Source organism: Paenibacillus silagei, from assembly GCF_017874735.1.
Lineage (GTDB): Bacteria > Bacillota > Bacilli > Paenibacillales > Paenibacillaceae > Paenibacillus_AQ > Paenibacillus_AQ silagei.
Map to the genome: position 1 here is coordinate 133,250 of NZ_JAGGLV010000010.1, position 25,295 is coordinate 158,544.

General features: G+C 51.4%; 22 protein-coding genes. 15 read left to right on the top strand and 7 right to left on the bottom strand.

The annotated features are described in order from the left end of the window. Positions 1 to 26 precede the first annotated feature (26 nt). Entirely contained in the window at positions 27 to 899 is an 873-nt protein-coding gene (locus J2Z70_RS16480) for a carbohydrate ABC transporter permease (RefSeq protein ID WP_209874966.1), read from the bottom strand. A 21-nt stretch (positions 900 to 920) separates the two neighbouring features. Continuing rightward, entirely contained in the window at positions 921 to 1,856 is a 936-nt protein-coding gene (locus J2Z70_RS16485; protein ID WP_209874969.1) for an ABC transporter permease, read from the bottom strand. Between the two features lie 226 nt (positions 1,857 to 2,082). Between J2Z70_RS16485 and J2Z70_RS16490 the strand changes: the two genes are divergently transcribed. Next, the gene (locus tag J2Z70_RS16490; RefSeq protein ID WP_209874972.1) at positions 2,083 to 4,407 is read left to right on the top strand and encodes a helix-turn-helix domain-containing protein; all 2,325 of its coding nucleotides are present in this window, start codon (positions 2,083 to 2,085) and stop codon (positions 4,405 to 4,407) included. Between the two features lie 153 nt (positions 4,408 to 4,560). On the opposite strand, the gene J2Z70_RS16495 is transcribed toward J2Z70_RS16490, so the two are convergent. From J2Z70_RS16495 to J2Z70_RS16510, 4 genes are all read right to left on the bottom strand, one after another. Next, positions 4,561 to 5,277, bottom strand: a complete 717-nt coding sequence (locus J2Z70_RS16495; protein WP_209874974.1) for an ABC transporter permease — start codon at positions 5,275 to 5,277, stop codon at positions 4,561 to 4,563. Beyond that, positions 5,277 to 6,227 carry an ABC transporter ATP-binding protein gene (locus J2Z70_RS16500; RefSeq protein ID WP_209874976.1) on the bottom strand — a complete coding sequence of 317 codons (951 nt, stop codon included), beginning with the start codon at positions 6,225 to 6,227 and terminating at the stop codon, positions 5,277 to 5,279. Before J2Z70_RS16500 ends, J2Z70_RS16495 begins: the two co-directional genes overlap by 1 nt. A gap of 121 nt (positions 6,228 to 6,348) precedes the next feature. After that, entirely contained in the window at positions 6,349 to 7,392 is a 1,044-nt protein-coding gene (locus J2Z70_RS16505; protein WP_209874978.1) for a HAMP domain-containing sensor histidine kinase, read from the bottom strand. 1 nt (position 7,393) lies between these two features. Then, positions 7,394 to 8,089, bottom strand: a complete 696-nt coding sequence (locus J2Z70_RS16510) for a response regulator transcription factor (protein ID WP_209874980.1) — start codon at positions 8,087 to 8,089, stop codon at positions 7,394 to 7,396. A 144-nt stretch (positions 8,090 to 8,233) separates the two neighbouring features. On the opposite strand from J2Z70_RS16510, the gene J2Z70_RS16515 reads away from it, so the two are divergent. From J2Z70_RS16515 to J2Z70_RS16530, 4 genes are all read left to right on the top strand, one after another. Then, entirely contained in the window at positions 8,234 to 8,917 is a 684-nt protein-coding gene (locus J2Z70_RS16515; protein WP_036723891.1) for a response regulator transcription factor, read from the top strand. 14 nt (positions 8,918 to 8,931) lie between these two features. Next, positions 8,932 to 9,969, top strand: a complete 1,038-nt coding sequence (locus J2Z70_RS16520; RefSeq protein ID WP_209874982.1) for a sensor histidine kinase — start codon at positions 8,932 to 8,934, stop codon at positions 9,967 to 9,969. A gap of 168 nt (positions 9,970 to 10,137) precedes the next feature. Then, complete coding sequence (locus tag J2Z70_RS16525; RefSeq protein WP_209874985.1) at positions 10,138 to 10,917, top strand: ABC transporter ATP-binding protein; 780 nt, start codon at positions 10,138 to 10,140, stop codon at positions 10,915 to 10,917. Further along, positions 10,914 to 12,836, top strand: coding sequence for an FtsX-like permease family protein (locus J2Z70_RS16530; RefSeq protein ID WP_209874987.1), 1,923 nt, complete (start codon positions 10,914 to 10,916; stop codon positions 12,834 to 12,836). The genes J2Z70_RS16525 and J2Z70_RS16530 overlap by 4 nt, the downstream gene beginning before the upstream one ends. A gap of 25 nt (positions 12,837 to 12,861) precedes the next feature. Here the strand turns inward: J2Z70_RS16530 and J2Z70_RS16535 are convergent, their stop codons facing one another. Next, on the bottom strand, positions 12,862 to 15,600 hold the full coding sequence (locus J2Z70_RS16535; protein WP_425355116.1) for a cation-transporting P-type ATPase: 2,739 nt from the start codon (positions 15,598 to 15,600) through the stop codon (positions 12,862 to 12,864). 257 nt (positions 15,601 to 15,857) lie between these two features. Here J2Z70_RS16535 and sbnA point away from each other — a divergent pair, with 257 nt between their 5' ends. The 10 genes from sbnA to J2Z70_RS16585 are packed head-to-tail and all read left to right on the top strand — an operon-like array spanning position 15,858 to position 25,290. Then, positions 15,858 to 16,829, top strand: a complete 972-nt coding sequence (gene sbnA, locus J2Z70_RS16540) for a 2,3-diaminopropionate biosynthesis protein SbnA (protein ID WP_209874991.1) — start codon at positions 15,858 to 15,860, stop codon at positions 16,827 to 16,829. A 39-nt stretch (positions 16,830 to 16,868) separates the two neighbouring features. After that, positions 16,869 to 17,960 carry a glycoside hydrolase family 88 protein gene (locus J2Z70_RS16545; protein WP_209874993.1) on the top strand — a complete coding sequence of 364 codons (1,092 nt, stop codon included), beginning with the start codon at positions 16,869 to 16,871 and terminating at the stop codon, positions 17,958 to 17,960. Continuing rightward, positions 17,960 to 18,232, top strand: a complete 273-nt coding sequence (locus tag J2Z70_RS16550) for a hypothetical protein (protein ID WP_209874995.1) — start codon at positions 17,960 to 17,962, stop codon at positions 18,230 to 18,232. Before J2Z70_RS16545 ends, J2Z70_RS16550 begins: the two co-directional genes overlap by 1 nt. Beyond that, positions 18,229 to 18,960: an HpcH/HpaI aldolase/citrate lyase family protein gene (locus tag J2Z70_RS16555; protein ID WP_209874999.1), complete on the top strand. Its 732-nt coding sequence runs from the start codon at positions 18,229 to 18,231 to the stop codon at positions 18,958 to 18,960. Before J2Z70_RS16550 ends, J2Z70_RS16555 begins: the two co-directional genes overlap by 4 nt. A 9-nt stretch (positions 18,961 to 18,969) precedes the next feature. Continuing rightward, positions 18,970 to 20,211, top strand: a complete 1,242-nt coding sequence (locus tag J2Z70_RS16560; protein ID WP_209875002.1) for a hypothetical protein — start codon at positions 18,970 to 18,972, stop codon at positions 20,209 to 20,211. After that, positions 20,208 to 21,164: a triphosphoribosyl-dephospho-CoA synthase gene (locus tag J2Z70_RS16565; protein ID WP_209875012.1), complete on the top strand. Its 957-nt coding sequence runs from the start codon at positions 20,208 to 20,210 to the stop codon at positions 21,162 to 21,164. The genes J2Z70_RS16560 and J2Z70_RS16565 overlap by 4 nt, the downstream gene beginning before the upstream one ends. Then, a complete protein-coding gene (gene citX / locus J2Z70_RS16570; protein WP_209875015.1) occupies positions 21,104 to 21,622 on the top strand; it encodes a citrate lyase holo-[acyl-carrier protein] synthase in 519 nt (172 codons plus the stop codon). Before J2Z70_RS16565 ends, citX begins: the two co-directional genes overlap by 61 nt. Then, positions 21,619 to 22,857, top strand: a complete 1,239-nt coding sequence (locus tag J2Z70_RS16575; protein WP_209875018.1) for an MFS transporter — start codon at positions 21,619 to 21,621, stop codon at positions 22,855 to 22,857. The genes citX and J2Z70_RS16575 overlap by 4 nt, the downstream gene beginning before the upstream one ends. Next, positions 22,845 to 24,071, top strand: coding sequence for an ATP-grasp domain-containing protein (locus J2Z70_RS16580; RefSeq protein WP_209875020.1), 1,227 nt, complete (start codon positions 22,845 to 22,847; stop codon positions 24,069 to 24,071). The genes J2Z70_RS16575 and J2Z70_RS16580 overlap by 13 nt, the downstream gene beginning before the upstream one ends. Beyond that, the gene (locus J2Z70_RS16585) at positions 24,049 to 25,290 is read left to right on the top strand and encodes an ATP-grasp domain-containing protein (protein WP_209875022.1); all 1,242 of its coding nucleotides are present in this window, start codon (positions 24,049 to 24,051) and stop codon (positions 25,288 to 25,290) included. Before J2Z70_RS16580 ends, J2Z70_RS16585 begins: the two co-directional genes overlap by 23 nt. Positions 25,291 to 25,295: the final 5 nt, after the last annotated feature.

Consider the following 25,295-nt stretch of genomic DNA (forward strand, 5'->3'; position numbering starts at 1 on the left):
TATATGTTAACCCCTAAGGGATGACATCAGCCTTTCACCGAACCGATCACGAGCCCTTTCACGAAGTACTTCTGTAAGTAAGGATACAGGAAGACGATCGGCCCGATGGTTACGATGGCTGTCGCCATCTTGACCGACTCCGAAGGAAGCGTAACGTCGCTTGTTCCGGCCAGCATGGCCATATCGTTCAGCATACTGATCTCCGATTGCATCTGCAGAAGCATGAATTGCAGCGGGTACAGGTCTTTCGTGTCAATCAGCATGATCGCATTCCACCAGTTGTTCCAATAATCCAGTCCATAGAAGAGGGCAATCGTCGCCAGTACCGGTTTACATAACGGAAGATAAATCTTAAAGGCAATGACAATATCACTGGCTCCGTCGATGGTGGCCGATTCCCGCAGCGAGTCAGGAATGCCGTTCATGAAATTGCGCACCAGGAAGAGGTTGAACGGGCTGAACAGCAGCGACGGAATAATCAGGGCGAGAATATTATCGGTTAATCCGAGCGCACGGTTCATCAGATACCAGGGCACAATACCGGCTGAGAAAATCATGGTAATGAAAAAGTAAAGGGCCAGCAGATTGCGGTACCTCACATTTTTGTTCGCCAGGGTATAGCCTGCCATAGAAGTAATCAGCAGGGCCAGCGTCGTACCGACGAGGGTGACGAAGATAGAAATGCCGTAGCTCTGAATGACCTGGGAGCCGCTCGTGAAGATCAGCTTATAGGCATACAGTGAGAATTTCTCCGGAAACAGGCTGTAGCCGTTCTTAAGAATAGCATCCTCATCCGTGATCGAGATCATCAGCACGAGCAGCATCGGAAGCAGGCATAGTGCCGAATAGACCGCAGTCAGCGTGTACATGACCGTCCTGCTGATTGAAATTCTTTTCATTAATACTCCTCCTTCCCGGATTTAATATAATGCACCGTCTTTGAAGTACTTACGGGTAATGGCATTGGTACCAAAGACAAGGATGAATCCGATAACCGACTGGAACAGTCCCACGGCCATGGCTTCGGAAGGGTCGCCGATCTGGCGCAAGGAGCGGAATACATACGTATCGATAATATCCGTAGTTGAATACAGGGTGCCGTTGTCCCCGATGAGCGCATAGATCATCCCGAAATCACCATACATAATTTTGCCGACTGAGAGCATCGTCAGAATAATAACCGTTGGCATCATTAGCGGAAGTGTGATCCGGAAGCACATCTGCAGGCGGTTCGCCCCGTCAATTTCTGCTGCTTCATACAACGTCTCGTCGATGCCGGTAATGGTCGCCAGGTAGATGATGGCACTCATGCCGGCGCCCTTCCAGACATGCATAATGGTTAGAATCGCCGGCCAGGACTGGGCTTCGGTATACCAGTTCACGGAGGTCATTCCGAATTGGTTCAGGATTCTATTGATTACGCCCATATCCATGGAGAACAGTGCATACAGCACATAGCTGATGACGATCCATGAGATGAAGTTCGGGAATAACATCAGCGACTGGCTGATCTTCACAAACAGCTTCTTGCGCAGCTCGTTCAGCACCAGTGCAATGGCCAGCGCCATCAGCGTACCGAAAACAATAAACAGTAAATTAAGGTAAATGGTATTAAAGGTAACTGTAAGCGCTTTATTGGAACGGAAGAAAAACTCAAAGTTTTTGAAGCCGACCCATTCGCTATGGAAAATTCCTTTTGTATAATTGAAGCGCTGAAAAGCAATAACCATATAAGGATAGGTCATATAGCCGAAAATAAACGTGTATGCCATGGCCGGCAAAACCAACAAATAGGATGTGCCATTCCTGCGGATGTCTGACAGTATGCCGAGCCTTGGACGCCGTTTTTTCTTCAATTCCTGTTCCCCCCTATTTGTTTGTTGTAGATGACTGTTGCCTTGATTTCAGCTTAGCTATAGCCGCAGTAAGAGTCTATTTTAAAAGTTAGCAAACGCTTTCAAATTCGCTCACGAGGCTTTCAAAAAAACGGAATGGCTTTCATTTTCGCCTGATTCAGTACCGTTTCAGCCGGAAATGTACTATATTTAGAAATGATACCGAGCAGCAGGGGAGGAATACAGCATGCGGGCAACCATCAAGCGGCTTGTTCGATACAAGGCCTTTCAAAAACTCACCATTTCATATTTCCTGCTCGTCTTGTTAACTGTAAGCCTGCTGTCCAGTGTACTCTTCTCCTTGTTCTCCCGAAGCGCCATCAAGGAGATCGAACGCAATTCCCGGGCCATGTTATCCCAGATCACTTATGCCTCGGATGTCGTCTATAATCAGGTTATGACGATCGGGAATACATTGCTGATTCAACCGGAGATCCTGTCTTTTCTGGATGAGACGGTGGAGAATAAGGTGAGCAATTACCATATTCATCAGCAAATCGAACAGATTGCCAATCTGAACCCGTATATTCACAGCATCGGAATCCACCGGCCTTCTACAGGCACGACCATCGATACCGCCGGACTTCCGTTCGACGCATCGCTCACCGCGCTCAGTGCGAAACAGTATATGGAGTTCAATCCGCGCAGCCTGAAGGTTGCGGGCCGGAATAACGGCAGGCCGTTACAGTTCCTGACCTTCTTGCTGTATCCGAATTTCGCATACCAGACCGGAGGCAGTCCGCTGATCTATATCAATGTGGAGGAACAGTCGATTCTGACGACGATCCGCAAGATCGGCAAAGCGGACGCGGCCAAGAATGTCTTCGTGATCAATAATGAAGGTAAAGTGCTGTCTCATACCGATTCCAATCTGTTCCTGGATGACTTATCCGGGGAGGAGTATGTACGGACCATATTAATAGAGAACCAACCGGAGAACAGCTTCACCACAACGATCGCAAACGAAATGAATCTGGTCACTTATGTGAAATCAGAGGAACTGGACTGGTATTTTGTAAGCGTTTCACCGTATTCTGAGCTCATCACTGACATTGACCAGCTCCGGGGGATTACGCTGTTGGTCACAGCCGGTATTGTACTTGCAGGTCTGTTGATCTCTATCCTGTTGACCTCGAACATGAATAAGCCCTTATCGGCGCTGCTGGAGAAGGTCATGCCGAGCCCAGTCAAACCCGCATCAGGCCTGGCGCTGATTGATGAATACAAGATGGTGACCGAGGTGTTCCACTCCTATCATGAACGTGAGAAATCGATGCAGTTCGTTATCAGCCATTCCTCCCGGACGGTCCGTGAGCATTATCTTCATGCCTTGCTGCGTGGTCAATCCCTGGAGGACTCGGTCTCAAGCGAGATGATTAAGGAGATTGGCGAAGAGGTTGCAGGGCCGTTCTTCGGCGTGCTGGTGTTCAAGATTAATGAGCTTGAGCCTGCAGGGGAGAGGGTAGAGGGGAAACAGCAGTCTTTGCTGCGCTTCGCACTTGGGAATATCGCCAAAGAGCTGTTGGAGCATATCGGCCCCTGCGATGTTCTTATTATGGGAGGAAACGAAGCTGCCGCCATCCTTCAATACACGAAAAATCAGCTTCCGGAGGAACTGGTGCCTGCCTTGCGTAATGTTCAGAGCTTCCTGAGCCGTTACTTCAAGGTGACTGTATCGATAGGTGTAGGAGATGTATCCTTTGGCAAGGGGAATATTCCGTCCTCGTATACATCAGCCCAGCAGTATGTGAAATACCGCTTAATCTATGGGAAAGAAGCGATTCTGGACGCGGCAGCGACACGGCACCATGTGTTAACGGCCTTAAGCTATCCCGCCGCCTGCGAGAAGAAGCTAATTGAGGCCGTGCAGCAGGGCAAACCGGAGCCTATTGCTAGCGCCATCGAAGAATTTATCGATACTATATCCGGCGGATCTGTGCATCAGATCATCACCTTCAGCACGCAGCTCATGTTGTCTTTGCTTAAAGCTTTTGATTATTTGCAGCATGTGCCGGATTCTAATTTCAATGACTATCTGCAGGCGGTAACCGAAATTGAAGGCGCTGAGGATTTGACGGAGATCCGTAACCTGTTTAACCGCTATTGCTCCACCATCTGCAAATTAATTGAAGACAAGAACCACTGGATGAATGCCAAGAAGCATAATAGTCTCATTGAAAAAGTGCAGAATTATGTCCATGAGCACTATGCTGAGCCTAACATCTCCCTTGATCTGGTGTCCAAAATCGCCGGACTCTCCCCCAGCTATCTGGGCAAGCTGTTCAAAGGAGCGACCGGGCAATCCTTCAGTGAATACCTGAACAACACCCGGCTGGACAAAGCGAAGGAGCTGCTTGCTGCAACTCCTGACACGGCGGCTAAGATCAGTGAAGCGGTCGGGATCTACAACATCACTTACTTCTCCACCCTGTTCAAGAAAAAGTACGGGCTGACCCCTTCGGCCTTCCGTGAGCAGGAGGCGGTGAAAAGCATTGTAGGTGATGAAGAGTGATTATTTCCCGCTTAAAAAACGGTCCGTTTGCGTAGCGTCCATCTAAGTGCTTACGTTGATCCTGCTCCGCAATAAAAAAGCTGTCCCAAGCAGCCATTTCATGGCTTTGGGAACAGCTCTTTTCTTCGTATGATTTGAGACGATCCGGTCCGCTTATGGCTGCTCCGCATATCTCCACCAGGCGAAGGTTCCGGCGATTCCGATAATCCCGGTATACGCAACAATGATGATACTGCTCAGCTGCAGCGAACCGGTGCTTAGAAATACCGACGGGATGGTCCATGGGAAATAGGGTGCAAATCCGAAGGAGCTGAGCACATTGGACAGAATGACGATGATCAGGATGAGCCCCAGGGGAGCCAGATAGCCCTTGGTCACATTAGCCAACAGAATGCTTGGCGCAGTCACCAAAATGAATAGCAGCGAGGTAATGAGGAACTTAAGGAACAAGCTCCAAATGAAAGCGGCGGACCCGCCTGCAACACCGAGGATAGCTCCTACGGCAAGACCTACGGCAAACATATAGATGGACAGCAGCAGGCACCATGCTAAAATGACCAGAAACTTGGACAATACAATTTTCGCCCGGGAAATGGGCTTGGCCAGTAAATCCTTGATGGTCCGGTCCGAAAATTCCCGTCCGAATACCCATGCCGCCACAAAGGTGTAGCCGATCAGTCCCAGCGGGGCAAGCGTCTCCAGCAATCCGTTTAAATACGTTTCCCAGGTAACACCGCCGGCTTCACTGGATAATACATTTCCGACGCCCATCATGATGGGCCCGAAGCCTAGAACGAGGAACATAATCCAGAACACATTCGAGCGGATAATCTTGCGAAGCTCACAATGTAACACCGATAGAATATTCATTATTTAATCCCCCTGTTAACCCCGATGGTGCGGAGAAAATAGCCTTCCAGATCCTCTGTAACCACCCGAAGTGACGTTGGCGGCTGATTGCTTTGCACGAGCAGTTCGGCCAGCCGTTCCGGATGATCTGCCGCATGTTCGTTGGTTAGTTTAACAGCGCCGTCCGCCGTATCCACAAAGTCATAGCCATTCGCCTCCAGCACCTTCTTTAAGGCAGGCTTGTTCCGGCCGTTCACGACCAGGCTTTTCTCCAAGGACTGCTCCAGCTTATCCATTGCGACCTCTTGCACCAGCTGACCGCCATGAATAATCCCAATCCGTGTGGACACCTTCGAGAGCTCCTCTAACAGATGGCTGGATATAAACACCGTGATGCCGAAATTGTGCGCCAGATTATATAACATATTCCGTATCTCTGCTACGCCTGCGGGATCAAGACCGTTGATCGGCTCGTCCAGGATCAGAATCTCCGGGTTGTGAATCATCGCTTTGGCCAGTCCCAGGCGCTGCTTGTTCCCGAGGGAGAGATGCTTTGCTTTTTTCTTTTTGTGCGGCTCCAGCCCCAGCTTATAGATCACCTGAGATACGGCATCCTTGTCCGGGACTCCTTGCATACGTCTTGCGATCTCCAGATTCTCCGTTACAGTCAGATCCGGATAAAAGGTCGCCTCCTCCAAATACCCGACTTTGCTCCATAATTTAGAGTTTCCGGCGTCGACCTTCTCACCTAACATATAGAGCGAGCCCGAGTTAGGCTTGATCATCGCCAGCAGCATCTTGATCGTCGTTGTCTTCCCGGCGCCGTTCAGTCCCAGGAATCCGAAGATCTCACCCCGGGTGACCTCCAGCGAAAGATTGTTTAATATGGTATAGTCGCCAAACCTTTTGTACACTCCGTCAATTTGTATCGCGGGCGTGCTGCCGATTCTTTTCTTGGATAGAATACTCATTCTTCCTCCGACCTCCTGCTTGGTTCCAGTGATTGTTGTATCCTGCTACAACCTATTGTCACATCCAAACATGAAGCTTCATTAAAGGAAAAATAAACAGATCTGAAGAGAATATAAAAAACTATAAAGGCAGACTGAATCGGATCCCCAGACCGCCATACTCCGAGGAGAAGGCCGTAATCTCGCCTCCATGATGCTCAATTATCGACTTACAGCTGGCCAGCCCCAGCCCGAGTCCGCCCTTGCGGATCTGCCGCGACGGATCCACCGTGAAGAATTTGAGGAACAGTGAAGACATGTCCTGATCCGGTACGCCAATTCCATTATCTTCTATTTGAAAATAGGCATGATGCTCCCGCAGATATCCGGTCATATACACCTTCAGATCCGGCTTCCCGCCATATCTAACGGCATTGCTGAACAGGTTGCCGAACACCCGGCGGAGCATCGGTTCATTCACCGTCAGCCATATGCTGTCCGTGAAGGAATGGCGGCAAACCAGTTCAATATCAAGTCCCGCCAGCTCATACTCATATTCAAAAGCAATGTCTGCGAATAGTTCTGTCGCCTTTACAGGCTTGGCGGTCATGGATTCAAGCTCCGATTTTTCTTTGGTGAAGCTGGAGAAATCATTGAGGAGCTCCACCATATAGGCGGACTTCCGCTGAATTAATTCATAATATTCCTGCTTCTCAGCTTCGGGTAAGTTCTGGTGTGTAGCCAGCAGTTCAGTGAAGCCGTTAATCGAGGTCAGGGGTGTCTTCAAATCGTGGGCGATGGCGGCAAGCATATCGGTCTGTTCTCTGTGGGCGAGCTGAAGCCGATGCTCCATCTTATTGAAGTGATTATATAGCTCTCCGATCTCGTCCTTACGCTTCAAAGCCAGCGGAGGCAGGGGACGGACCACATTGACTTCCTCCAGCCGGGCATTCAGACGCCGGATGGGCTGCTCGATGCGGAAGTGAATATAGATGATCAGAATGGAAAATATGCAGCCGGCGATGACGAAGATGGGCAGCAGTAATACTACATATGGTGAGTCCAGCAAAGTGGTACGTATGGGGGAATATACGGCAAAGATAAACTTTAAATACAAACCAATCGAGAACATCAGAATCAGCAGCATCAGCAGGAATAACAGGGGAAGCTTGATTTTCAGTTTCATCCTATTGCTCTCTTTCCGTGTATTTATAGCCTATGCCCCAAATGGTTTTGATGAAGTGTTGCTCAGGACCCAGCTTCTTGCGGATATTCTTGATATGAACCGTTACGGTATTGATCTCTCCGTATTCATCTCCCCAGACGTTCTCATAGATCTGCTCCCGGCTCAGTACCTGGTTGGGGTGACGCATCAGGACAGACAGAATTTGAAATTCCTTCGCGGATAAGTCGAGTTTCCGGCTGTAGAGGAAGGCTTCATACGTTTTGTCATTCAAAATAAGCGGAGCATCGGCCTTGTCTTTGGCAGGACTAAGCTCGCCCCACTCTTTGTGCAGCCTGTCCACTTTGCGGAAATGAGCCTTGATCCTGGAGGCCAGCTCCTGAATACTGAACGGCTTGGTCATGTAATCATCCGCGCCGATTTCGAGACCGACAATTTTATCAATGTCCTGATCCCGTGCGCTTAACAACATAATCGGAACATTATAAGACGACCGGATCGTTCTGCAGACATCCAGTCCGCTCATATCTGGCATGACGACATCGAGAACAATGAAATCAATAGGGTGATCCTCCACCGCAGATAGGGCTTCTCTCCCGGAGCTTGCCGTAATTACAGCGAATTGCTCGTACCTTAGCGTCTTGGTGATGAGTTTTACGATTTCTTCATCATCGTCGACAACTAATATTGTTTTTGACATTTAACTACCTCCCGGGCACTTACCATGCTGATATCCATCATAATTCCTTAACCTTGTTGTTGCAATCCTTGCCAAAATGGTACCATTAGCTGACGGGCGTATAGAATGGCCTGCTAAGTATACTGACAGAAAGGGCTGCGAATCATGAATAGGAACATCTTTATTATTGAGGATGACGCTCTGCTTCTGGAAGCGCTTCGAGAAAGCTTAAGCCAGTGGTCCTATGAAGTAAGCAGCCCCAGTGATTTTGCTGGGGTGATGGAAGCCTTTGCTGAGCATCGGCCGCATCTGGTGATTATAGATATCCAGCTTCCCAAATTCGATGGCTTTCATTGGTGCAGGGAGATCCGGGCCGTGTCCAAGGTTCCGATTATTTTTCTGTCCTCCAGAGATCATCCAACGGATATGATCATGGCGATGAACCTAGGGGCGGACGATTACGTCCAGAAGCCTTTTCATATGGATGTCCTGCTTGCCAAGGTTCAGGCGGTACTGCGCCGCACGTATACGTATGAAGAGGTATCCCCGGATATGATGGAGTGGAATCAGGCACTGATTGATGTACACAGCGGCGAAATTTATAAGGATGGGAAGACCATTAGCCTGACGAGAAATGAATTGCTGATTCTGGCGGCGTTAGTCCGGTCTAATCATAAGATCGTCTCCCGTCATGAACTGATGAAGAAGCTGTGGGACGATGATCAATATGTGAATGACAATACGCTCACTGCCAACATCACCAGGTTACGGCAACAGCTTGCTGCTCTCCAATTAGCTGAAGGGATTGTCACCAAAAAAGGTCTTGGCTATATGGCCGTCACGCTGTAGGAGGGAGGTATCCGTTGTTCATCGCTTATCTTATTTATAAAAAAAGCTGGATTGGCTTAATGAGTCTGCTGCTGCTGCTTACCAACGCTCTGATCCAATTCGACGATGGTATCGGTGTGGAGCCTCAATCTCTGCTCTATTTGAATGTTCTGTTCCTAACGGTCTGTGCTGGTTTCCTGATCTGGAGGTACAAGAAGGAAACTGCTTATTATAAGTCTCTGCTTAGCTTGTCTAACGGGGTGGAAGAGGACTGGTTTGTGAATATCCCGGAACCGCGCAGCCGTTATCCAGAGGGGATGATCTATACTCTTCTGCAGAACATTCATAAGCATGATGAGCACAGGCACCGTGAGTATCAATCTGCCAAGCGGATGGAGCATGATGATCTGTCCTCCTGGGTGCATGAAGTGAAAACGCCGCTTACAGCGATGAAGATCATCATGGATGCCCATCGTTCGAATGAACTGGCGCAAAGGCTGGACGCGCCATGGCTCCGGATGCACCTGTTAATTGACCGGCAGCTGTATATTTCGCGGTTGGCTAACATAGACTCCGACTTACTCCCGGAGAAGCAGCGGGTGCAGGACCTGATCAGGGAAGAGGTTCGCGAGCTGGCCACCTGGTGTATGGAAAAAAATATATCCATTGATCTGACGGGGGACACAGAGTGTGCTGTATACACGGACAAAAAGTGGTGCGGATTTGTAATGAGACAGCTCCTAACGAATGCGATTAAATACAGCCGGGCGGATGGAAAGGTAACTATTCATATCGCCCCCGATGAGCATGAATTCGTCACCGTAACGATTACAGATGAAGGGCCCGGCATTCAGGCGCATGACCTGCCGCGAATATTTGATAGAGGTTTTACCGGAGAGAACGGGAGAGTCCAGCACTCCGCCACGGGCATGGGACTGTATCTTGCCAAGGAAATAAGCAAGAAGCTGCACATCCGGCTGGAAGTTGACTCGGCTATTGGCGAAGGTACATCGGTTCGGATGATATTCTCCAGTGATAATCCATTTGAACGCATTAGACGGTCCTTAGTGTAAAATGGGCATAAATGAAGTAGTCAGGATATATACAACCTGGCTGCTTTTTATTTTAAGCAAGGTGACAAAAATATCACATTAGGCCTCTTTTTATCACCTAAAGCTTGCGACCCGGGGCCGTAGAACCCTTTACACTGTGTATATAACAACCGGATGGGAGGGGCTCAGATGAAACATCAGAGCGCAACGAAGACTGTTTTATTGGCTGAAGGCTTGCGTAAATCTTATGGTGCCAAAGGAAATGCCCAGCAGGTGTTACAGGGGATCGACCTGCGGGTGTTGGAGGGGGAGTTCGTGGGAATCATGGGGCCTTCAGGTTCCGGCAAGACCACTCTGCTTAATACCTTAGCTACGATTGACCGTGCCACAGCGGGGCAGATTTTTATACAAGAATACGAGATTTCCAAAATGAAGGATAGCCAGCTTTCCGACATCCGCCGTAAGCACCTGGGTTTTATCTTTCAGGATTACAATCTGCTCGATACCTTAACGGTCAAAGAGAATATCCTGCTGCCGGTGTCGTTAACCCGTATAAGCAATAGTCAGGCCGAGGCGGAGTTTAATGCCATTGCCGGGATTCTGGATATTATGGATTTGGCGGGCAAGTACCCTGCTGAAATCTCAGGCGGCCAAAAACAGCGTACCTCTGCGGCACGGGCGTTAATTAACTCGCCTTCGCTTGTTTTTGCGGATGAGCCTACCGGGGCTCTTGATTCCAAAGCTGCTTCTAACTTGCTGGGGAATCTGCATGAGATTAACCAGACCCGGCAGGTCACCATTGTGATGGTTACACATGACCCGCTCGCCTCCAGCTATTGCAGCCGTGTCATTTTCCTCAAGGATGGTAAAGTGTTCGCGGAATTGTACAAGGGTGACAAGACGAGGGAAGCCTTCTTCAAGGACATTCTCGATATGCAGGCCGTACTCGGAGGAGGCAGCCAGCAATGACTCTACGGAAATTAGTCATTCGCAGTATGCGCAAGAACCTCAAGATGTACTACCTCTACTTTTTTGCGATGATTTTCAGCATCAGCTTGTATTTTATCTTTTCGACTCTGCAGAATGATCAGACGATTGTAACGATGGTGAAATCCAGTATGGACTTCTCCACGACCTTACAAGTCGCCGGAATATTGCTCATTGTAATCACCATTGTGTTTACCATGTACGCTACGGGCATCTTCATCCGAAGACGCAGTCAAGAGATCGGATTGTATCAGTTAATCGGCTTATCCAAAGCCTGGGTTGCCCGGGTGTTGATCCTGGAGCACGCTATGCTGGGTCTGGGTGCACTGCTGATTGGCATGGGGGTCGGGGCGCTGCTCTCACGGCTCTTCCAGCTGCTGTTCATGAACCTGTTAGGGCTTGAAGCGGTGATTGGCTTAACGTTCTCCGGCACGGCTGCCCTCCAGACCCTTGCTGTGTTTACCTGCTTAATTGTGGTCACCTCGGTACAGATCATATGGACGGTATACCACAGTACGCTACTGCAATTGTTCCAGGCTAATCATAGGCAGGATTCCCCGGTCAAACGTCCAAGCATCATCTCAGGCATGTTGGGAATAGCCGGATTAGGGTTGATCGGGTGTGGCTATTATCTGTCTACATTAATTGTTACCAACACCGATATACTGATGTTCCTGATGTTGCTCGTGCTCGCAAGTACGATACTGGGAACCTATCTGATTTTCCATACGACCATAAGCTGGATTCTCAATGTATACCGGAACAGGAGGAACGGAAATCTGGGCTTGTATAACAGCCTGTCAGTCGCCCCGTTAATGCACAGAATCAAGGGTCACGCCAATTCCCTAACCTTAATTACCGTGTTGTCTGCGATGACAATTACGATGGTGTCCCTGTCCTATTCCTTATATTATTCCACGCGGAGCGATGTGAGATTGTCGATGCCCTTTGACTTTGCCGTGGAGAATATGCCTGAGGAAGCCGCTAAGATCTCCAGCCGGTTAGAAGAGGAGCAGATTGCATTCGACCGCCATCGAGTCGAGGCCATCCGGTTTCATGGCGTATGGGTGGATCAGGGTTCAACAGCAGATGAGATGGACAGCACGTTTTTGCTATTCTCCGCAGAGCAGATGGCGCAGGCTGGGTTAGATCTGGAGCATCCCCAGGATGGTGAAGGCATCTATTATAGTTCACGGGCGGTGATAGAAGGAAGGGAGATTGTCTCTCCCCAAGAGGTGCTGTATGAATCAAGCGATCAAGCAGACCGTCTGTCCGTCTCCAGGTATAAGCTTGCGAACGTGATGAATTACATTTTCTATGGGGATCAATTGCTGGTCTCGGGTGATACGTTCGAGCGAATGAGAGATAGTATTCAGAAGGAGGAGTACAAAGAATTCCTGACCTATGAGGTCTTTAATGTGCTGGACCCTGAGCAAGCAGGGGCTGCTTCTGACATCTTCCTGTCGAATGTGGACAGTGACCGGTATCTCACGGACTTCCAATCCGCCTATGAGGGATCGCGCCAGACCTTCGGGCTGCTCATTTTTATTGCCGGCTTCCTGGGATTTGTGTTTATATTGTCCACGGGAAGTATCCTGTACTTCAAGCAAATGACCGAGGCTGAACAAGAGAAAGCCCATTACCGCACCCTGCGGCAGCTTGGATTTCAAGTCGGCGACATCATGAAAGGCATCATCCGCAAACAGCTTTTTGTCTATTTAATTCCTCTGGGGATCGGGTTAATTCATGCTGCGTTTGCGCTTAACGTCGGCTCGGTCCTCATCGCCGCAAGTATGCTCACCCCCATCCTCATCAGCATGGTTGCATATATCGTCATCTATCTGATGTTTACCGTGGTGACCATTAGGTATTACAGAAGTATTGTTACTGATGCTATATAGAAAGGAAGAACAGTATCTATTCTACTCAAGCAGCAGCCGAATGGTCACCATTCCCGCTGGCGTCTACACTCTCATGACGGCGGCGGATAATTCCGCGCGTAACCGCCTTTTCAAGCTCAATAATTACGAACAGCGCGGCTCCCATGAGGAGCGGGAAGGACCAGTAGGGCAGGCCGATCGGCACTGTGCCGAACACCCGGTTCATGAACGGCAGATAGGTGATGGACAGCTGGAGTACGACCAGCAGGCCGGATACGACGAAGACCGCCTTATTGTCGAAAAATCCCTTGCGGATTGCCGGTCCCAGCTCGGTGCGGCAGTTGAAGAGATGGAACATTTGCGCCAGGACGATGGTCTGCATGGTCACTGTATTGACGACAGCCTGTTCATATCCATTGCTGAGCATGGACATGTTCATGGCCAGGGTTCCCCCGCCGAGCAATACGGATACGAACAGAATGCGGAAGATATAATAGCCGCTGAGCAGGGGGGCCGCCGGATTGCGCGGGGGCCGCTTCATCGCTCCGGGCTCAATCCGCTCAAACGCCAGTGCCAGGGAGACCGTGACTGAGCTGACCATATTGACCCACAGAATCTGGATCGGCGTCAGCGGAATCATCGTGCCCAGCAGGATGCTCGCCATGATCAGGAAGCTTTCTGCACCGTTGGTCGGCAGAATGAACAGAATGGTTTTCTTCAAATTGTCGTACACACGCCGGCCTTCCTTGACGGCCTTGACGATGGTGCTGAAATTATCGTCGGCCAGAACCATTTCCGAGGCATCCTTGGATACTTCGGTGCCTTTGATGCCCATAGCTACGCCCACATCTGCCCGCTTGAGCGCCGGGGCATCATTCACTCCGTCACCGGTCATGGCACAGATATTGCCGCTGCTCTGAAGCGCTTCGACCAGCTGGAGCTTGTTCTGCGGACTGGTGCGGGCGAAGATGGAATACTTCTGTGCAGCTTCCTTCAACTCTTCCGCAGACAGGTTGTCCAGCTCCCGGCCTTCAATCGAATGCTTGCCGTCGCCGATGCCCAGCTGTTCACCGATAGCCATCGCTGTCTCTTTATGGTCGCCTGTAATCATCTTGACCTCGATCCCGGCGTTCTGGCACTCGCGGATCGCATCCACGACTTCATCACGCGGCGGATCGACGATCCCTGCCAGCCCCAGCAGCACCAGTCCTTCCTTCAGATCATCATGGTCTATCTGCTCAGGGGAGGAGTCCTCCGGCAGCTCCTTCATCGCCAGTCCGATGACCCTTTGTCCCTTGCGGGCATGGGCCTGCATCTGGCCGTTCCAGAAATCAGCATCGAACGGAGTCTCGCCATCGTCCTCCGCCTGCCGGTCTGCCATTTCAAACAGACGGTCCGGCGCACCTTTGATATAAATGACCGAACGTCCTTCGTATTCTGTCAGGACCGCCATGTATTTGTATTCGGAGTCGAACGGGAGCTTGGAGCGCGTCTTCAGTTCAGTAACTTCAGATTGGGCCTTGCCCGCAAGCGTCAGCAGGCAGCCTTCTGTAGGATCGCCTTGAAGCTTCCACTGCCCTTGTTCTTCCGTCAGCACAGAATCGTTGCAGGTCACCCCGCATATCAGCAGATGCTTCAGCGTCCGGTCCTGCTCTGGATCGGCCACCTTGTCTTCATCCCGTATAATCTCACCTTCAGGCGCGTATCCGGTTCCCGTAACCCCGTATTCATGCATGGACGTTACTACAGAGGTGACGGTCATTTCGTTTTTGGTCAGCGTTCCCGTTTTATCGGAGCAGATGACGGAGACCGCGCCCAGCGTCTCTACAGAAGGCAGATTGCGGACGATGGCCTTTCTCCGTGCCATATTCTGCACACCGATCGCTAATATAATGGACAGAATGGCCGGTAAGCCTTCGGGGATGGCCGCTACAGCCAGTCCGATGACCGACAGCAGCAGCTCTCCGGTCTCATAGTCGCGCAGCCCGTAGCCGAAGCCGAACATCAAGGCGGCGACGGCTACGATAACAACCGACACCATTTTGCCGAAACGGGCGGTCTGTTGCAAAAGCGGGGTGCGGATCTCCTCCACGGAGGCGATGGACTGGTTAATTTTCCCGAGCTCCGTCTTGCCGCCGGTTGCTACCGCTACTCCAATTCCTGTCCCGGAAGCAACGGTTGTGCCCGAGAAAACCATGTTGGTCCGGTCACCAAGCGGGGCGTCCTCCTCCAGCGCTTCCGTCTGCTTCTCCACAGAGGTGGATTCGCCGGTCAGCGCCGATTCCTCGACCTTCAGATTACTGCTGCTGAGCAGCCTGAGATCTGCCGGGATTCGGTCGCCCGTATTGAGCAGCACGATATCGCCCGGCACCAGCTCTGCCGCTTCGATGGCCGCCGGGTTGCTGTCCCGCAGTACCTGAGCTTCCGGGGACAGCATATTCTTGATGCCCTCCAGCGCTTGCTCGGCCCGGTGCTCCTGCACGAAACCGATGGCCGCGTTGACGATGGCTACGATAATGATGACGATGGTATCGGTCCAATGGCCGAGCAGGGCCATAATGACGGCAGCAACTAGCAAAATGTAGATCAGCACATCATTGAAATGCTTCACAAATTTAAGGGCCGCCGGCGATTTTTTACCTTCCGGCAGCTCATTCCTTCCATAGCGGTTCAGCCGCGCGGTTGCCTCGCTGCCGCTCAATCCCTGTTCCCTGCTTGTCTCCAATGCTTCCAGCGTACGCTGGCTGTCCATGGCATGCCACAGCTTGTCCTGCTTCTTCGCCAAGTCAGTCGCCTCCTCTGGTTCAAATCTTCCCATTCATTAAACGGGAACCCGTCCGGGCAAACGCTTTAGAGAGAAGTCGTTGCGAAATGTTCACTAATAGAAATTCAAGTTGATGGATTTTTATAGAAATTTTGAATCAAAGTGATAAAAATTTTTAATATATTTACATTTATTAGGATAGAAGTGTATGATTCAAATGTATTTATTTTACTTTTTATAGAAAAATCTATGAGAATATGCCTTGGGAGGTGATAGGTTTGATCTACGACAATGTGCTGCAATTAATTGGGAACACGCCTATTGTTAAACTGAATTATCTTCCGGACCCGTATGGGGCGCAGGTATTCATCAAGCTGGAGGGGCTTAATCCCGGCGGCAGCATGAAGGACCGCACGGCGCTCTATATTATCAGCCAAGCGGAGGCAGCGGGACAACTGAAGCCCGGCGGCACGATTGTTGAATCCTCCTCCGGGAATCTGGCCATCGGACTGGCGCTTGTGGCACGGCAAAAGGGGTACAAGCTGATATGTGTGGTCGATCCCAAGATCAGTCTGGTCAATCTCAGTATTATCCAGGCCTATGGTGCGGAGACGGTAATGGTTGATCAGGCTGATGAGTATGGCAACTATCTTAGAGCCCGCCTGGACAAGGTACAGGAGCTCGTCAAGCAACTGGGAGCATTCTGGCCTAATCAGTATAATAACCCGAGTAATCCTGAGGCACACAGACAAACGACCGCGCTTGAAATCTATGAGGCGTTCGGTAATGAGCTTCAGTGGGCAGTGATACCGGCAGGCACCTGCGGTCTCATTACCGGGTGTAGCCTGGGCCTGAAAGAACATATCCCGCACATAAAGATTATGGCCGTTGATGCTGCCGGCTCGGTTACCTTCGGGAAGCCCCCGGGTGTCAGACATCAGATTGGCATTGGTTCAGCTATAGTACCGGGCAATGTGCGAAGAGAGCTGTATGACGAGATTACGCATGTCTCGGATGCAGAGGCCTTCTCCACCACCCGCAGGCTGGTTAAGGAAGAAGGGCTGCTGGTCGGCGGCTCCGCAGGTGCAGCGGTGTTCGCGGCCCTTAAGCTTGCCCGCCGCCTGCCTGGCGGGGACAAAGTGCTTGCGATTCTTCCAGATCGCGGAGACCGGTACTACAATACTATTTTTTCGGATGAATGGCTGGAGCAGATTGGAATTGAACTGGGTAAAAGCGCTGTGAAAATATGATCGGGGGTGCTGGAGATTACCGTTTCCTTACGTAATGAGGTGATTGACCGTGCCGTCAGACAGACCCGCAGGCAGCTTGACAAGCTTGCTTCTATGCCACTCTCCGGTGAGATTAGGCTTCCTTATGTTACGAACAACGGAAGATATATGCTGGAGGATAAGTGGTCTTCCGGCTTCTTCATTGGACTTCTCTACCGGCTCTCTCAGTTGACCGGCGATCCTCTCTATATGGAAGAGGCTGACCGCTGGATCGGCGGAATTGAGCCTTATAAGAAGCAGGGGGATTATCAGGATATTGGCTTCCTGTTCTATTATTCTTATGCGTTCGGGTACGATCTGACCGGTAAGGAAGCATACAGAACGATTGCGCTTGAAGCTGCTGACAGCCTCTTTGATTCGCGTCTCCCGGGCGGTTATCTGGAATGCAATTGGCTGCCCGAGGGGAAGCGCTATGCAGGCGTCGACAGTATGATGAACATCCGGTTGTGGCTATGGGCCTATCGGATAACCGGTGAGGAGCGCTATCGCGCCGCTGCCATCGAATCAGCACAGATTACAAGTGCTGCGCTGATGAGGGAAGACGGCTTCACTTACGAATATATGAGAATGGACTCACTTACGGGAGCCCCGGAGCAGCCCTACAACAAGAACGCCAAATTCAGCTCAGCATCGGTGTGGGCCAGAGGCCACACATGGGCACTCTATGGAGCAGTTCAAATGTATGTGCTGGGTCATGAAGAGGAGTGGAGAACAAAGGTTGAGCGGCTCTCTGCATTCTACTTAGCCCATGTCTGTTCGGATGGTGTTCCGGCCTGGGATCTGATGCTGTCCCATCAGGAGACGGCTATGAGGGATGCTTCGGCTGCTGCGATCGCTTGCTCTGCATTCTACCAGTTTGCCGCAGCCTTAAGCCCTGATGATCCCTTACGCCAGCAGTTCCGGCAAGAAGCAGAGAGGGTGCTCGATGTTCTGATTTCTGCGGAGTATGCGCCCCCGGGTCCGGAGCATGAGGGACTGCTGGTGCATGCCAGCACGCCGCTGCATGTCGTTCAAGCCGCAGGAGAGTCCCAGATCTGGGGCGATTATTTTCTGCTGGAGGCTCTATATTACTCATTGGAGGTCGGTTCTTAATGAATGTCAGTGCCGGATCGATAGAATCTAGCGATATTAAAATTGTCATCGAAGAAGGCCACGCTGCAATGCAATGCATGAATATGGTGCCGGAGCTTACGGACCGCCAAGTCTATGAATATGTTGTTCCCATTCTGAAGCAGTATGGCTTGGCGGATCTGTCTCCCCAGATCTGGTTCAATGGTGCCAATGAGTGGGTCATCCGCAGCCGCTGCGAAGCCTTGGCCTACTCTCTGAACCCGGTTAATCAGCGGGAAGGTGTAACAGGATGAGTGTAGCTGCCGAACCCTTAGTCTATTTCTATGTTCCGGGATACAAACCGAATTACATAGAGTACGCTATGACCTTCTATCCTATGAATATTATTCTCTGTCTGGAAGACGGTACGCCGGAGGAGAAGAAGCTTGAAGCAAGATATGTGGTCAAGAATGCCCTTCAGGAATTCAGCAGCGACTCGGAGCATACGCTCATTGTCCGCGTGAATAGTGTTCATACCCCTCACTGGGAGCAGGATCTGGAAGAGCTTGTGCCAGAGCGCCCTGCCCGAATCCGGCTGCCCATGGTCCGGACGGCGGAGGATTTACGGCAAGTGGAACGCAAGGTGCAGGATGTTATACACCAGCGTAGCTTGAACTATTCACCCAGCTATGAAGTCATGATTGAATGCTGTGAGGCTATATTCAATCTCGGAGAGATTCATCAGGCCAGCCAGAATATTTATGCTTTTACCTTTGGAGGAACGGATTATTTCGATGACTGTGTGGCTAAGGGACTTGTGGACCCGGCCCTGGAGGTCCGGAAGGCCAAGCAGAAGCTGGGGGAATACTGCCGCAGTGTGGGCCTTCAATGCTTTGACACCACTTACATGGCTTATCGTGATCTGGAGGGGTTCCGCGAGGATTGTCTGCTCTCCAGGGAATACGGCTTCACGGGGCGTTCTGTAATCCATCCGGACCAGGTGGCCGTCGTCCAAGACATATACGGAATTTCAATAGCGTAGGAGGCTGTTATGTTCACAACATACCGATTGGAATTGCCTGAGCCTGTGACTCTGAATAAGCTGCAAATCCCTGTGTTCACCCATATGTTCCTGCAAAATGTATCTGCCCATAAGGTGCAGGTCGACCCGATTCAAGGGAAGCGGATCAGCGTCACCTATCTATCGTCTTATCCCAGGGAGCAGATCGAGCGGGAGGTTGCTATTTTCCTGGAGCGTTTCACCCCGGAGCATGATGAGGCATCCGCATCATCCGCTGAAATACTGGAGCCTGAGCTGAATATGGTGGAGCTGGATGAGCCGCCGCTGGAGAAGCTGTGCTCCTGCTGCACGCCGGGCAATCAGCGGAATATCTCGGATGACCTGCTGGAGCAGAGATGGCTGACTTTATTGAAGAATCAGGAGCTGGCGTACCATCGTCCGATCATCACTCTGCTGGAGTATTTTGACCAGAGTTATGTGGATTATGTCGGCCGGAGAATCGGGGATTGTCAGCAGCGGCAGTATTCGGTCTTGTTGCCTGCTTCGTTCGCCGAGAAGATGAATTACTTCCATAGCGCACCAATGCATTTGCTGCTGGCCACCCATTTAAGCCATGATCATGAGACAATGAAATCCTTCGCTGCAGATGTATCCGCGAATAACGGGAAGCTGCCGCAGGACTGCGGCCCCTATCTGGAGACGCCTCCCTATATTCTGCAATCTGCCCCCTGCTATAAGGTCTATATGGAAATGGAGGATCAGGTGTTTGAGGATAATACCGCTTTTGTACTCAAAGGCCAGTCCTTCCGCAATGAGGGCAAACGTGTATATCTGCTTGAACGGTTATTAAATTTCACCATGCGTGAATTCGTATTTCTGGGTACTCCCGAATATGTCACCCGGATGCGTGATTTGACATTAGGGTGGACCATCGAGTGGATGGAAGCGGCAGGGCTGAAAGGTGAGTGTGCCTTAGCCAATGATCCATTCTTCCTGCCGGGTAAGGTGAAGCAGAATTTCAAAGTGCCCAAACATGTGAAATACGAGGTTCGTGCGGATATCCCGTATAAGAACGACACGATTTCGATTGCTTCCTATGACACGCACGGCGATTTTTTTGCAAAGACCTTTAACTTTAGACTGAGGGACAACGCTGAGACATGGTCGGGCTGCATCGGACTTGGCCTGGAACGGGTAGTATGGAGTTTTCTGCAGCAGTACGGTCTACAGAGTGAACACTGGCCTGCGGCTATCCCGGAGAGCGTAAAGTGACTGCTTCCGGCCAAGATACAGCGGCCTGGATTGCCGAAACGATGGTCTACAGTGTTCTGGCCGAGGTTGTGAGCTGGCCTTCCCCTGGATTGGTGTCGGCTGTCAGCAACGGATGTCACGCGGATATGGATATTTACACTTTTCTGAGAAGCGCACTCCGCATTCAACCTTATTACCAGGAAGCTGCGCGCCTCGGCATAGAACAATCCGGGGGCCGAACCGGCAGGGAGGATTTGTTCAGGATGCTCCAGAAGACCGGGCGGCGGGCCGAGGCTGATATGCTAGGAGCTACCGGGGGGGTGAATACCCATAAAGGAACGATCTTCCTGGGACTGATTCTATGCGCGGCTGCCGGAATGACGAGTCAACGTCCAACAGGTTCAGCAGAACCGCAGGAGATATGCCGCTTGGCTGGAAGGCTGGCTGAGTATCCGCTCCGGGCACAATTGGCGGACATTCTGGAGGAGACGCACAGTGCAAGCACGGGCGGACGCGCCTACAGGGAGTGGGGGATTAGAGGGATACGGGGCGAGGTTATAGACGGATTTCCGTCCATTCTTCAGCAGGGCTTGCCTGCCTTGCGTGAGGCGCTTCAACAAGGAGCAGATTTGCGGACGGCGCTGATCCACTGCTTGCTATCATTGATGGCTGTGGTACAGGATACCACGCTGCTGAACCGCAATTTCGACAGGACAAGGATTGACTATACTCAGGCGAGTGCATTAGCGGCGTTGGACCGGGGGAGTCTGTTCACCTCTGAAGGCAGAGCCTACATCCGCAACATGGAGGAGGACTTCCGTCTCCGTTCCCTATCTCCCGGCGGATCAGCCGATCTGCTGGCCATGACGCTTGCTTTGCATTTGTGGACTGAGAATCAGGGGGAGGAAAGAGTGTGGCGAACGATTCCGCTGTATCAGCCATCCTTCGCGACCGGGAGCGCCTCCATGAGCTAAGAGAGGCCCGGTATCCGGCAGCAGGCTCGCTGATCCAGGTTATGATGAATATTCCGGGGCCGGATAAGAGGCTGGCTGTTGCCTATAAACTATTCGAGCTCTGTATGGAGGCTTTGCAGGAAGCTCTGGTGGGGGCGGCCTATAAGATACTTGCGCTGGAGCGGATAGAGTTAGCGCTTGGCCCGGTTGCTTATCTTCAGGTATCTGCGGATGCGGCGGCACTGAAGCTATTCTGTCTGTCCTTTGAAGGGGAGCATCCGCTTAGCGCTTATTGGGATATGGATATTTATGATTCATCGGGAAAAGCAATGGGCAGGCATGAGCTGGGGGCTCCTTCACGCCGCTGTTATCTGTGCGGCCAGCCTGCTAAAGTGTGCGGATTCCTGCAGCGTCATTCGCCAGAGGAATTAATCGGACGTATGGCTGCTGATCTGGCGGCAAGGAAGGCAGTCACATGAATCTTTTCCGAAACTTAAAGGTGCCCCGGCCGGTGTTTGCCATTTGTCTGAACACACTGGTTACCCATCTTGGCTTCTACGCTATGACGGCGATATTAACGGTCTATCTGTCTCAGGTCAAAGGACTGCCGCTGTCGGTTACCGCTGTAGTTACTATGATCTTCACGGTGTCTTACCGCAGTGCGAGATTCCTTACCGGACCCCTGCTGGACAACATGGACCCGTTCAAATGCATGTGGTTCGGCTGCCTGCTAACAGGGGTCTCCATCGCATTGGTAGATTTCTGGCAGTCTCCGGTGTTGATTACTATACAGCTTATCATTGCCGGGATCGGCTACTCTGTCCGAGGCTTATCCTCCAAGGCTTCTTTGTCCTTCGTGGGGAGTAAGGATGGCAATGCCCTGTTTTATTTTGCGAATTCCAATATGTATACGAACGGTGCAGCCATTGCCGGGCCCTTAATCGGCTCCTTTCTGCTGACTAGCTCCTTGAAAAGCTTCACGTTGACCTTCGTTGGAGGGTTTTATGTGTTAGGTGCCATCCTGCTCAGTATCTTCCCGCCCGGGTGTAGTCTGATGGACCGGGAACGGAAGCCGGTAAGCTTCTGGAAAGGCTATCAGACCGTTCTGCTCGATAAAAGCTTCCGTAAAGTGCTGCTGTTCAATATGATCGGCTGCTTCTTCTTCACCCAATTGTTCAATTCCTTTCCTTATTTAATCGGCACTTATTATAACGCTCCGGAAAGGCTGGGAAGTCTGCTGATGCTGAACGGAATCCTTGTGGTGGCGCTGCAGATTCCGGTCGGGCGCTGGATGAATACCGCGTTGTCAGGCCAGCGTGAGGGATACCGGCTGATGCTGGCGTTTCTGCTATTCGGCATTTCTTTCTCAATGAATGCGATCATCGGCTCAATCTGGGGCTACTACGTATTCGTCGCGTTGTTCACCCTTGCAGAAATATTATTCATCCCCACGATAGATGCGTATGTCTCTAACGCTGCCCACCCGGATCTGCGTATCACATATTTCAGTGTCATCGGATTGTCCACAGCCCTTGGAGAAGGAATCGGTGTATATACCGGGCTGCAATTCATACATATGTGGAGCATCTACGGAAAGCTGTCCTATTTCTGGTTGTCCCTGGCTCTTCTGTCTGGACTGTCTCTTGTACTTTACGTAATGCTAAACCGGTCACCTGTTCATCACAAGGAGGAGGAGAAACTATGGCGGTATTAATTCTGAATCAAAGGAGGCGGGCCTTCGCTCCTTATCTGACCTGGCTGGAGGATCTGGATGAAGAAGTATACCTGTATACTTCGCCGGCATATGGTGAGATAACGGAACCCTTTGCCCTTGTGCAGGTGTTCGACAACTGGGTAAGCAATGACCGGGTAGAGATCGATGCGTTACGATTGTATGAGGAACATCCTTACCGTCTGATCATCGCTCTCGATGAGAGTGATCTGATTCGTGCGGCCCGGCTGCGTGAACGGCTGCACCTGCCTGGTCAACAGCTGGAGAGTGCAGTGGCTTACAGGGATAAGGCGGTGATGAAAAGCTTAGTCAGCCCGCAGGTATCCTGCCCGGCATTCCGCAGACTGGCTTCACCGCTTCACTTGTATGATTTTGTGCTGGAGCACGGCTTGCCGGTTGTGGTTAAACCGGTGGACGGCATGGGCTCCATGAATACGGACATTATACGGACCCGGGAGCAATTGAACGATGTATGGGAACGCGGCCTCGGCAGCGGCTTAATGGTTGAAGCCTACGTAGAGGGAGAAATGTATGAGATCGATGGGCTGATGATGGGCCAGGAGATCCGTTTCGCTTCTGTGGGCAAATATTCCTGCAAGCCGCTGGAGATTCTCCAGCAGGATTGCTTCGTGGAATTGCTCAGCCCCGGCTGCGCGGTGTATGAGCGGCTGGTTCATGAAGTTCAGCAGGTCATTGAAGCCTTGCCCTCACCGGGAGTTTCGACCTTTCATTGTGAAATGTTCCATACCCCGGAGGATGAATGGGTATTCTGTGAAATTGCCAGCCGGACCGCAGGCGGGCGGATCAGTGAGTCGATCAGCGCCATGTATGACGTAGATCTGAACCGGGAGTGGGTCCGGGGGCAATGCGGACTGCCGCTGAAGCTGCCGGTGCCAAGGCCGTCACAGGTAGCGGGGGTATATCTAATGCCGAAACGTCCAGGGATAGTAAAGACCATTCCGCAGAAGCTGCCCTTTGAATGGGTGGAGGAATATGTTCCCCGCGTTAGAGCAGGCGAACAGCTGGACGCGGCTCATTCCAGCGTGGATGCCGTGATGACTGTAATCATCGTAGGCGAGAATTCGGCATCGCTGCAAGCCAGGCTGTCACAGCTGCTGCGGTATCTGGAGCAAGAAGTGCAAATTCTGCCCGCCTATAAGGAGGATACAACCAATGAAGCACCTGTTACTAGTTGAAAGCAATGAGTCTATCGCAGGTATCCAGGCCTGCAAGGAGATGGGGTACACCGTAACGTTGCTGACCCAGAATATTCAGCATTACCTGAAGGGCCAGCCGCTGGAGTCCCACCCGCTCCGGTTAGTAGATTACATTCATGAAGTGGACACCTTTAATGAAGAAGCTGTGGTTGACTTTGTCAAAGCGTACCATCAAGCGAACCCTTTGACCGGAGTGATGTCTTTTGCGGAATTCTACGTGGTTCAGGCAACGGCAGCTGCGCATGCGATTGGTGTGCCGACCATGCAGCCGCTGGCGGCCAAGAATGCCCGGAATAAATATAAATCCAGAGAAATCTGCGTTCAGAGCGGCGTTCCGGTTCCCCGTTCACTGCTCGCAGGCAGTATAGAGGAAGCTTGCCGGCACGCCCATTCCATGGGTTATCCCTGTATCGTTAAGCCGTGTGACGGGGCTATGAGTATTGGGGTGGTCTTTGTCAACAATGAGCGAGAGCTGCGGCAGGCTTACGACAGCTATGTGAACAACCGGAATTTTGGGCGTAATCTCTATGGAAGTACGGATGTGCTCATTGAGGAATATGCAGCCGGACCTCTGGTCAGTGTGGAGATGGTCACTTATCAAGGGCAGGATCACCTGATCGGGATTACGGACCGCCGTCTGGTTGGATTTCCGTATTTTGTAGAGACTGGCGCCAGCTTTCCGGTTCGGTTAAGCCATGAGGCGGAGATCGTGGAGGTGGTCCGCCGGGGACTGCATGCGCTTGGGGTTGACTTTGGCCCCACACATACAGAGGTTGCTCTCACTCCTGAAGGTCCCAAGATTATTGAATTTAATCCGCGGATGGTCGGCGGGCCTGTTCCGGAGATGATTAAATATGCAACCGGCATTGACCTGCCGCGTGAAGTGCTTCGTATGCATATGGGGGAGGCCCCGGAGTTGACGCCGAGCGTCTCACGCGGTGCTGCTTCACGGGAATTCTGTTCGCCGGTTGACGGCAGGCTGATCGAGGTTACGGGGCTTAAGGAATTAGAGGGGCGTGCGGACATTCTGCGATCGCATTTCATTGCTGCCGGGCGCGAGGTGTCCTTTCCGAGATCTAATTTTGACTGGATTGGCCGAGTGATGGTTGGAGGGGACGATGCAGAGCAGGCTGAGCAGAAGTGCAGTGAAATCCAGAATACGATCGGCTTGCACATTGCAGCCAGACCTATAAGCTGAGGAGG

Bases quoted from the DNA above. Each gene is read 5' to 3' on its own strand.
- J2Z70_RS16480 (WP_209874966.1), bottom strand. From the start codon at position 899: ATGAAAAGAATTTCAATCAGCAGGACGGTCATGTACACGCTGACTGCG.
- J2Z70_RS16490 (WP_209874972.1), top strand. From the start codon at position 2,083: ATGCGGGCAACCATCAAGCGGCTTGTTCGATACAAGGCCTTTCAAAAA.
- J2Z70_RS16495 (WP_209874974.1), bottom strand. From the start codon at position 5,277: ATGAATATTCTATCGGTGTTACATTGTGAGCTTCGCAAGATTATCCGC.
- J2Z70_RS16500 (WP_209874976.1), bottom strand. From the start codon at position 6,227: ATGAGTATTCTATCCAAGAAAAGAATCGGCAGCACGCCCGCGATACAA.
- J2Z70_RS16505 (WP_209874978.1), bottom strand. From the start codon at position 7,392: ATGAAACTGAAAATCAAGCTTCCCCTGTTATTCCTGCTGATGCTGCTG.
- J2Z70_RS16510 (WP_209874980.1), bottom strand. From the start codon at position 8,089: ATGTCAAAAACAATATTAGTTGTCGACGATGATGAAGAAATCGTAAAA.
- J2Z70_RS16515 (WP_036723891.1), top strand. From the start codon at position 8,234: ATGAATAGGAACATCTTTATTATTGAGGATGACGCTCTGCTTCTGGAA.
- J2Z70_RS16525 (WP_209874985.1), top strand. From the start codon at position 10,138: ATGAAACATCAGAGCGCAACGAAGACTGTTTTATTGGCTGAAGGCTTG.
- J2Z70_RS16530 (WP_209874987.1), top strand. From the start codon at position 10,914: ATGACTCTACGGAAATTAGTCATTCGCAGTATGCGCAAGAACCTCAAG.
- J2Z70_RS16550 (WP_209874995.1), top strand. From the start codon at position 17,960: ATGAATGTCAGTGCCGGATCGATAGAATCTAGCGATATTAAAATTGTC.
- J2Z70_RS16555 (WP_209874999.1), top strand. From the start codon at position 18,229: ATGAGTGTAGCTGCCGAACCCTTAGTCTATTTCTATGTTCCGGGATAC.
- J2Z70_RS16560 (WP_209875002.1), top strand. From the start codon at position 18,970: ATGTTCACAACATACCGATTGGAATTGCCTGAGCCTGTGACTCTGAAT.
- J2Z70_RS16575 (WP_209875018.1), top strand. From the start codon at position 21,619: ATGAATCTTTTCCGAAACTTAAAGGTGCCCCGGCCGGTGTTTGCCATT.
- J2Z70_RS16580 (WP_209875020.1), top strand. From the start codon at position 22,845: ATGGCGGTATTAATTCTGAATCAAAGGAGGCGGGCCTTCGCTCCTTAT.
- J2Z70_RS16585 (WP_209875022.1), top strand. From the start codon at position 24,049: ATGAAGCACCTGTTACTAGTTGAAAGCAATGAGTCTATCGCAGGTATC.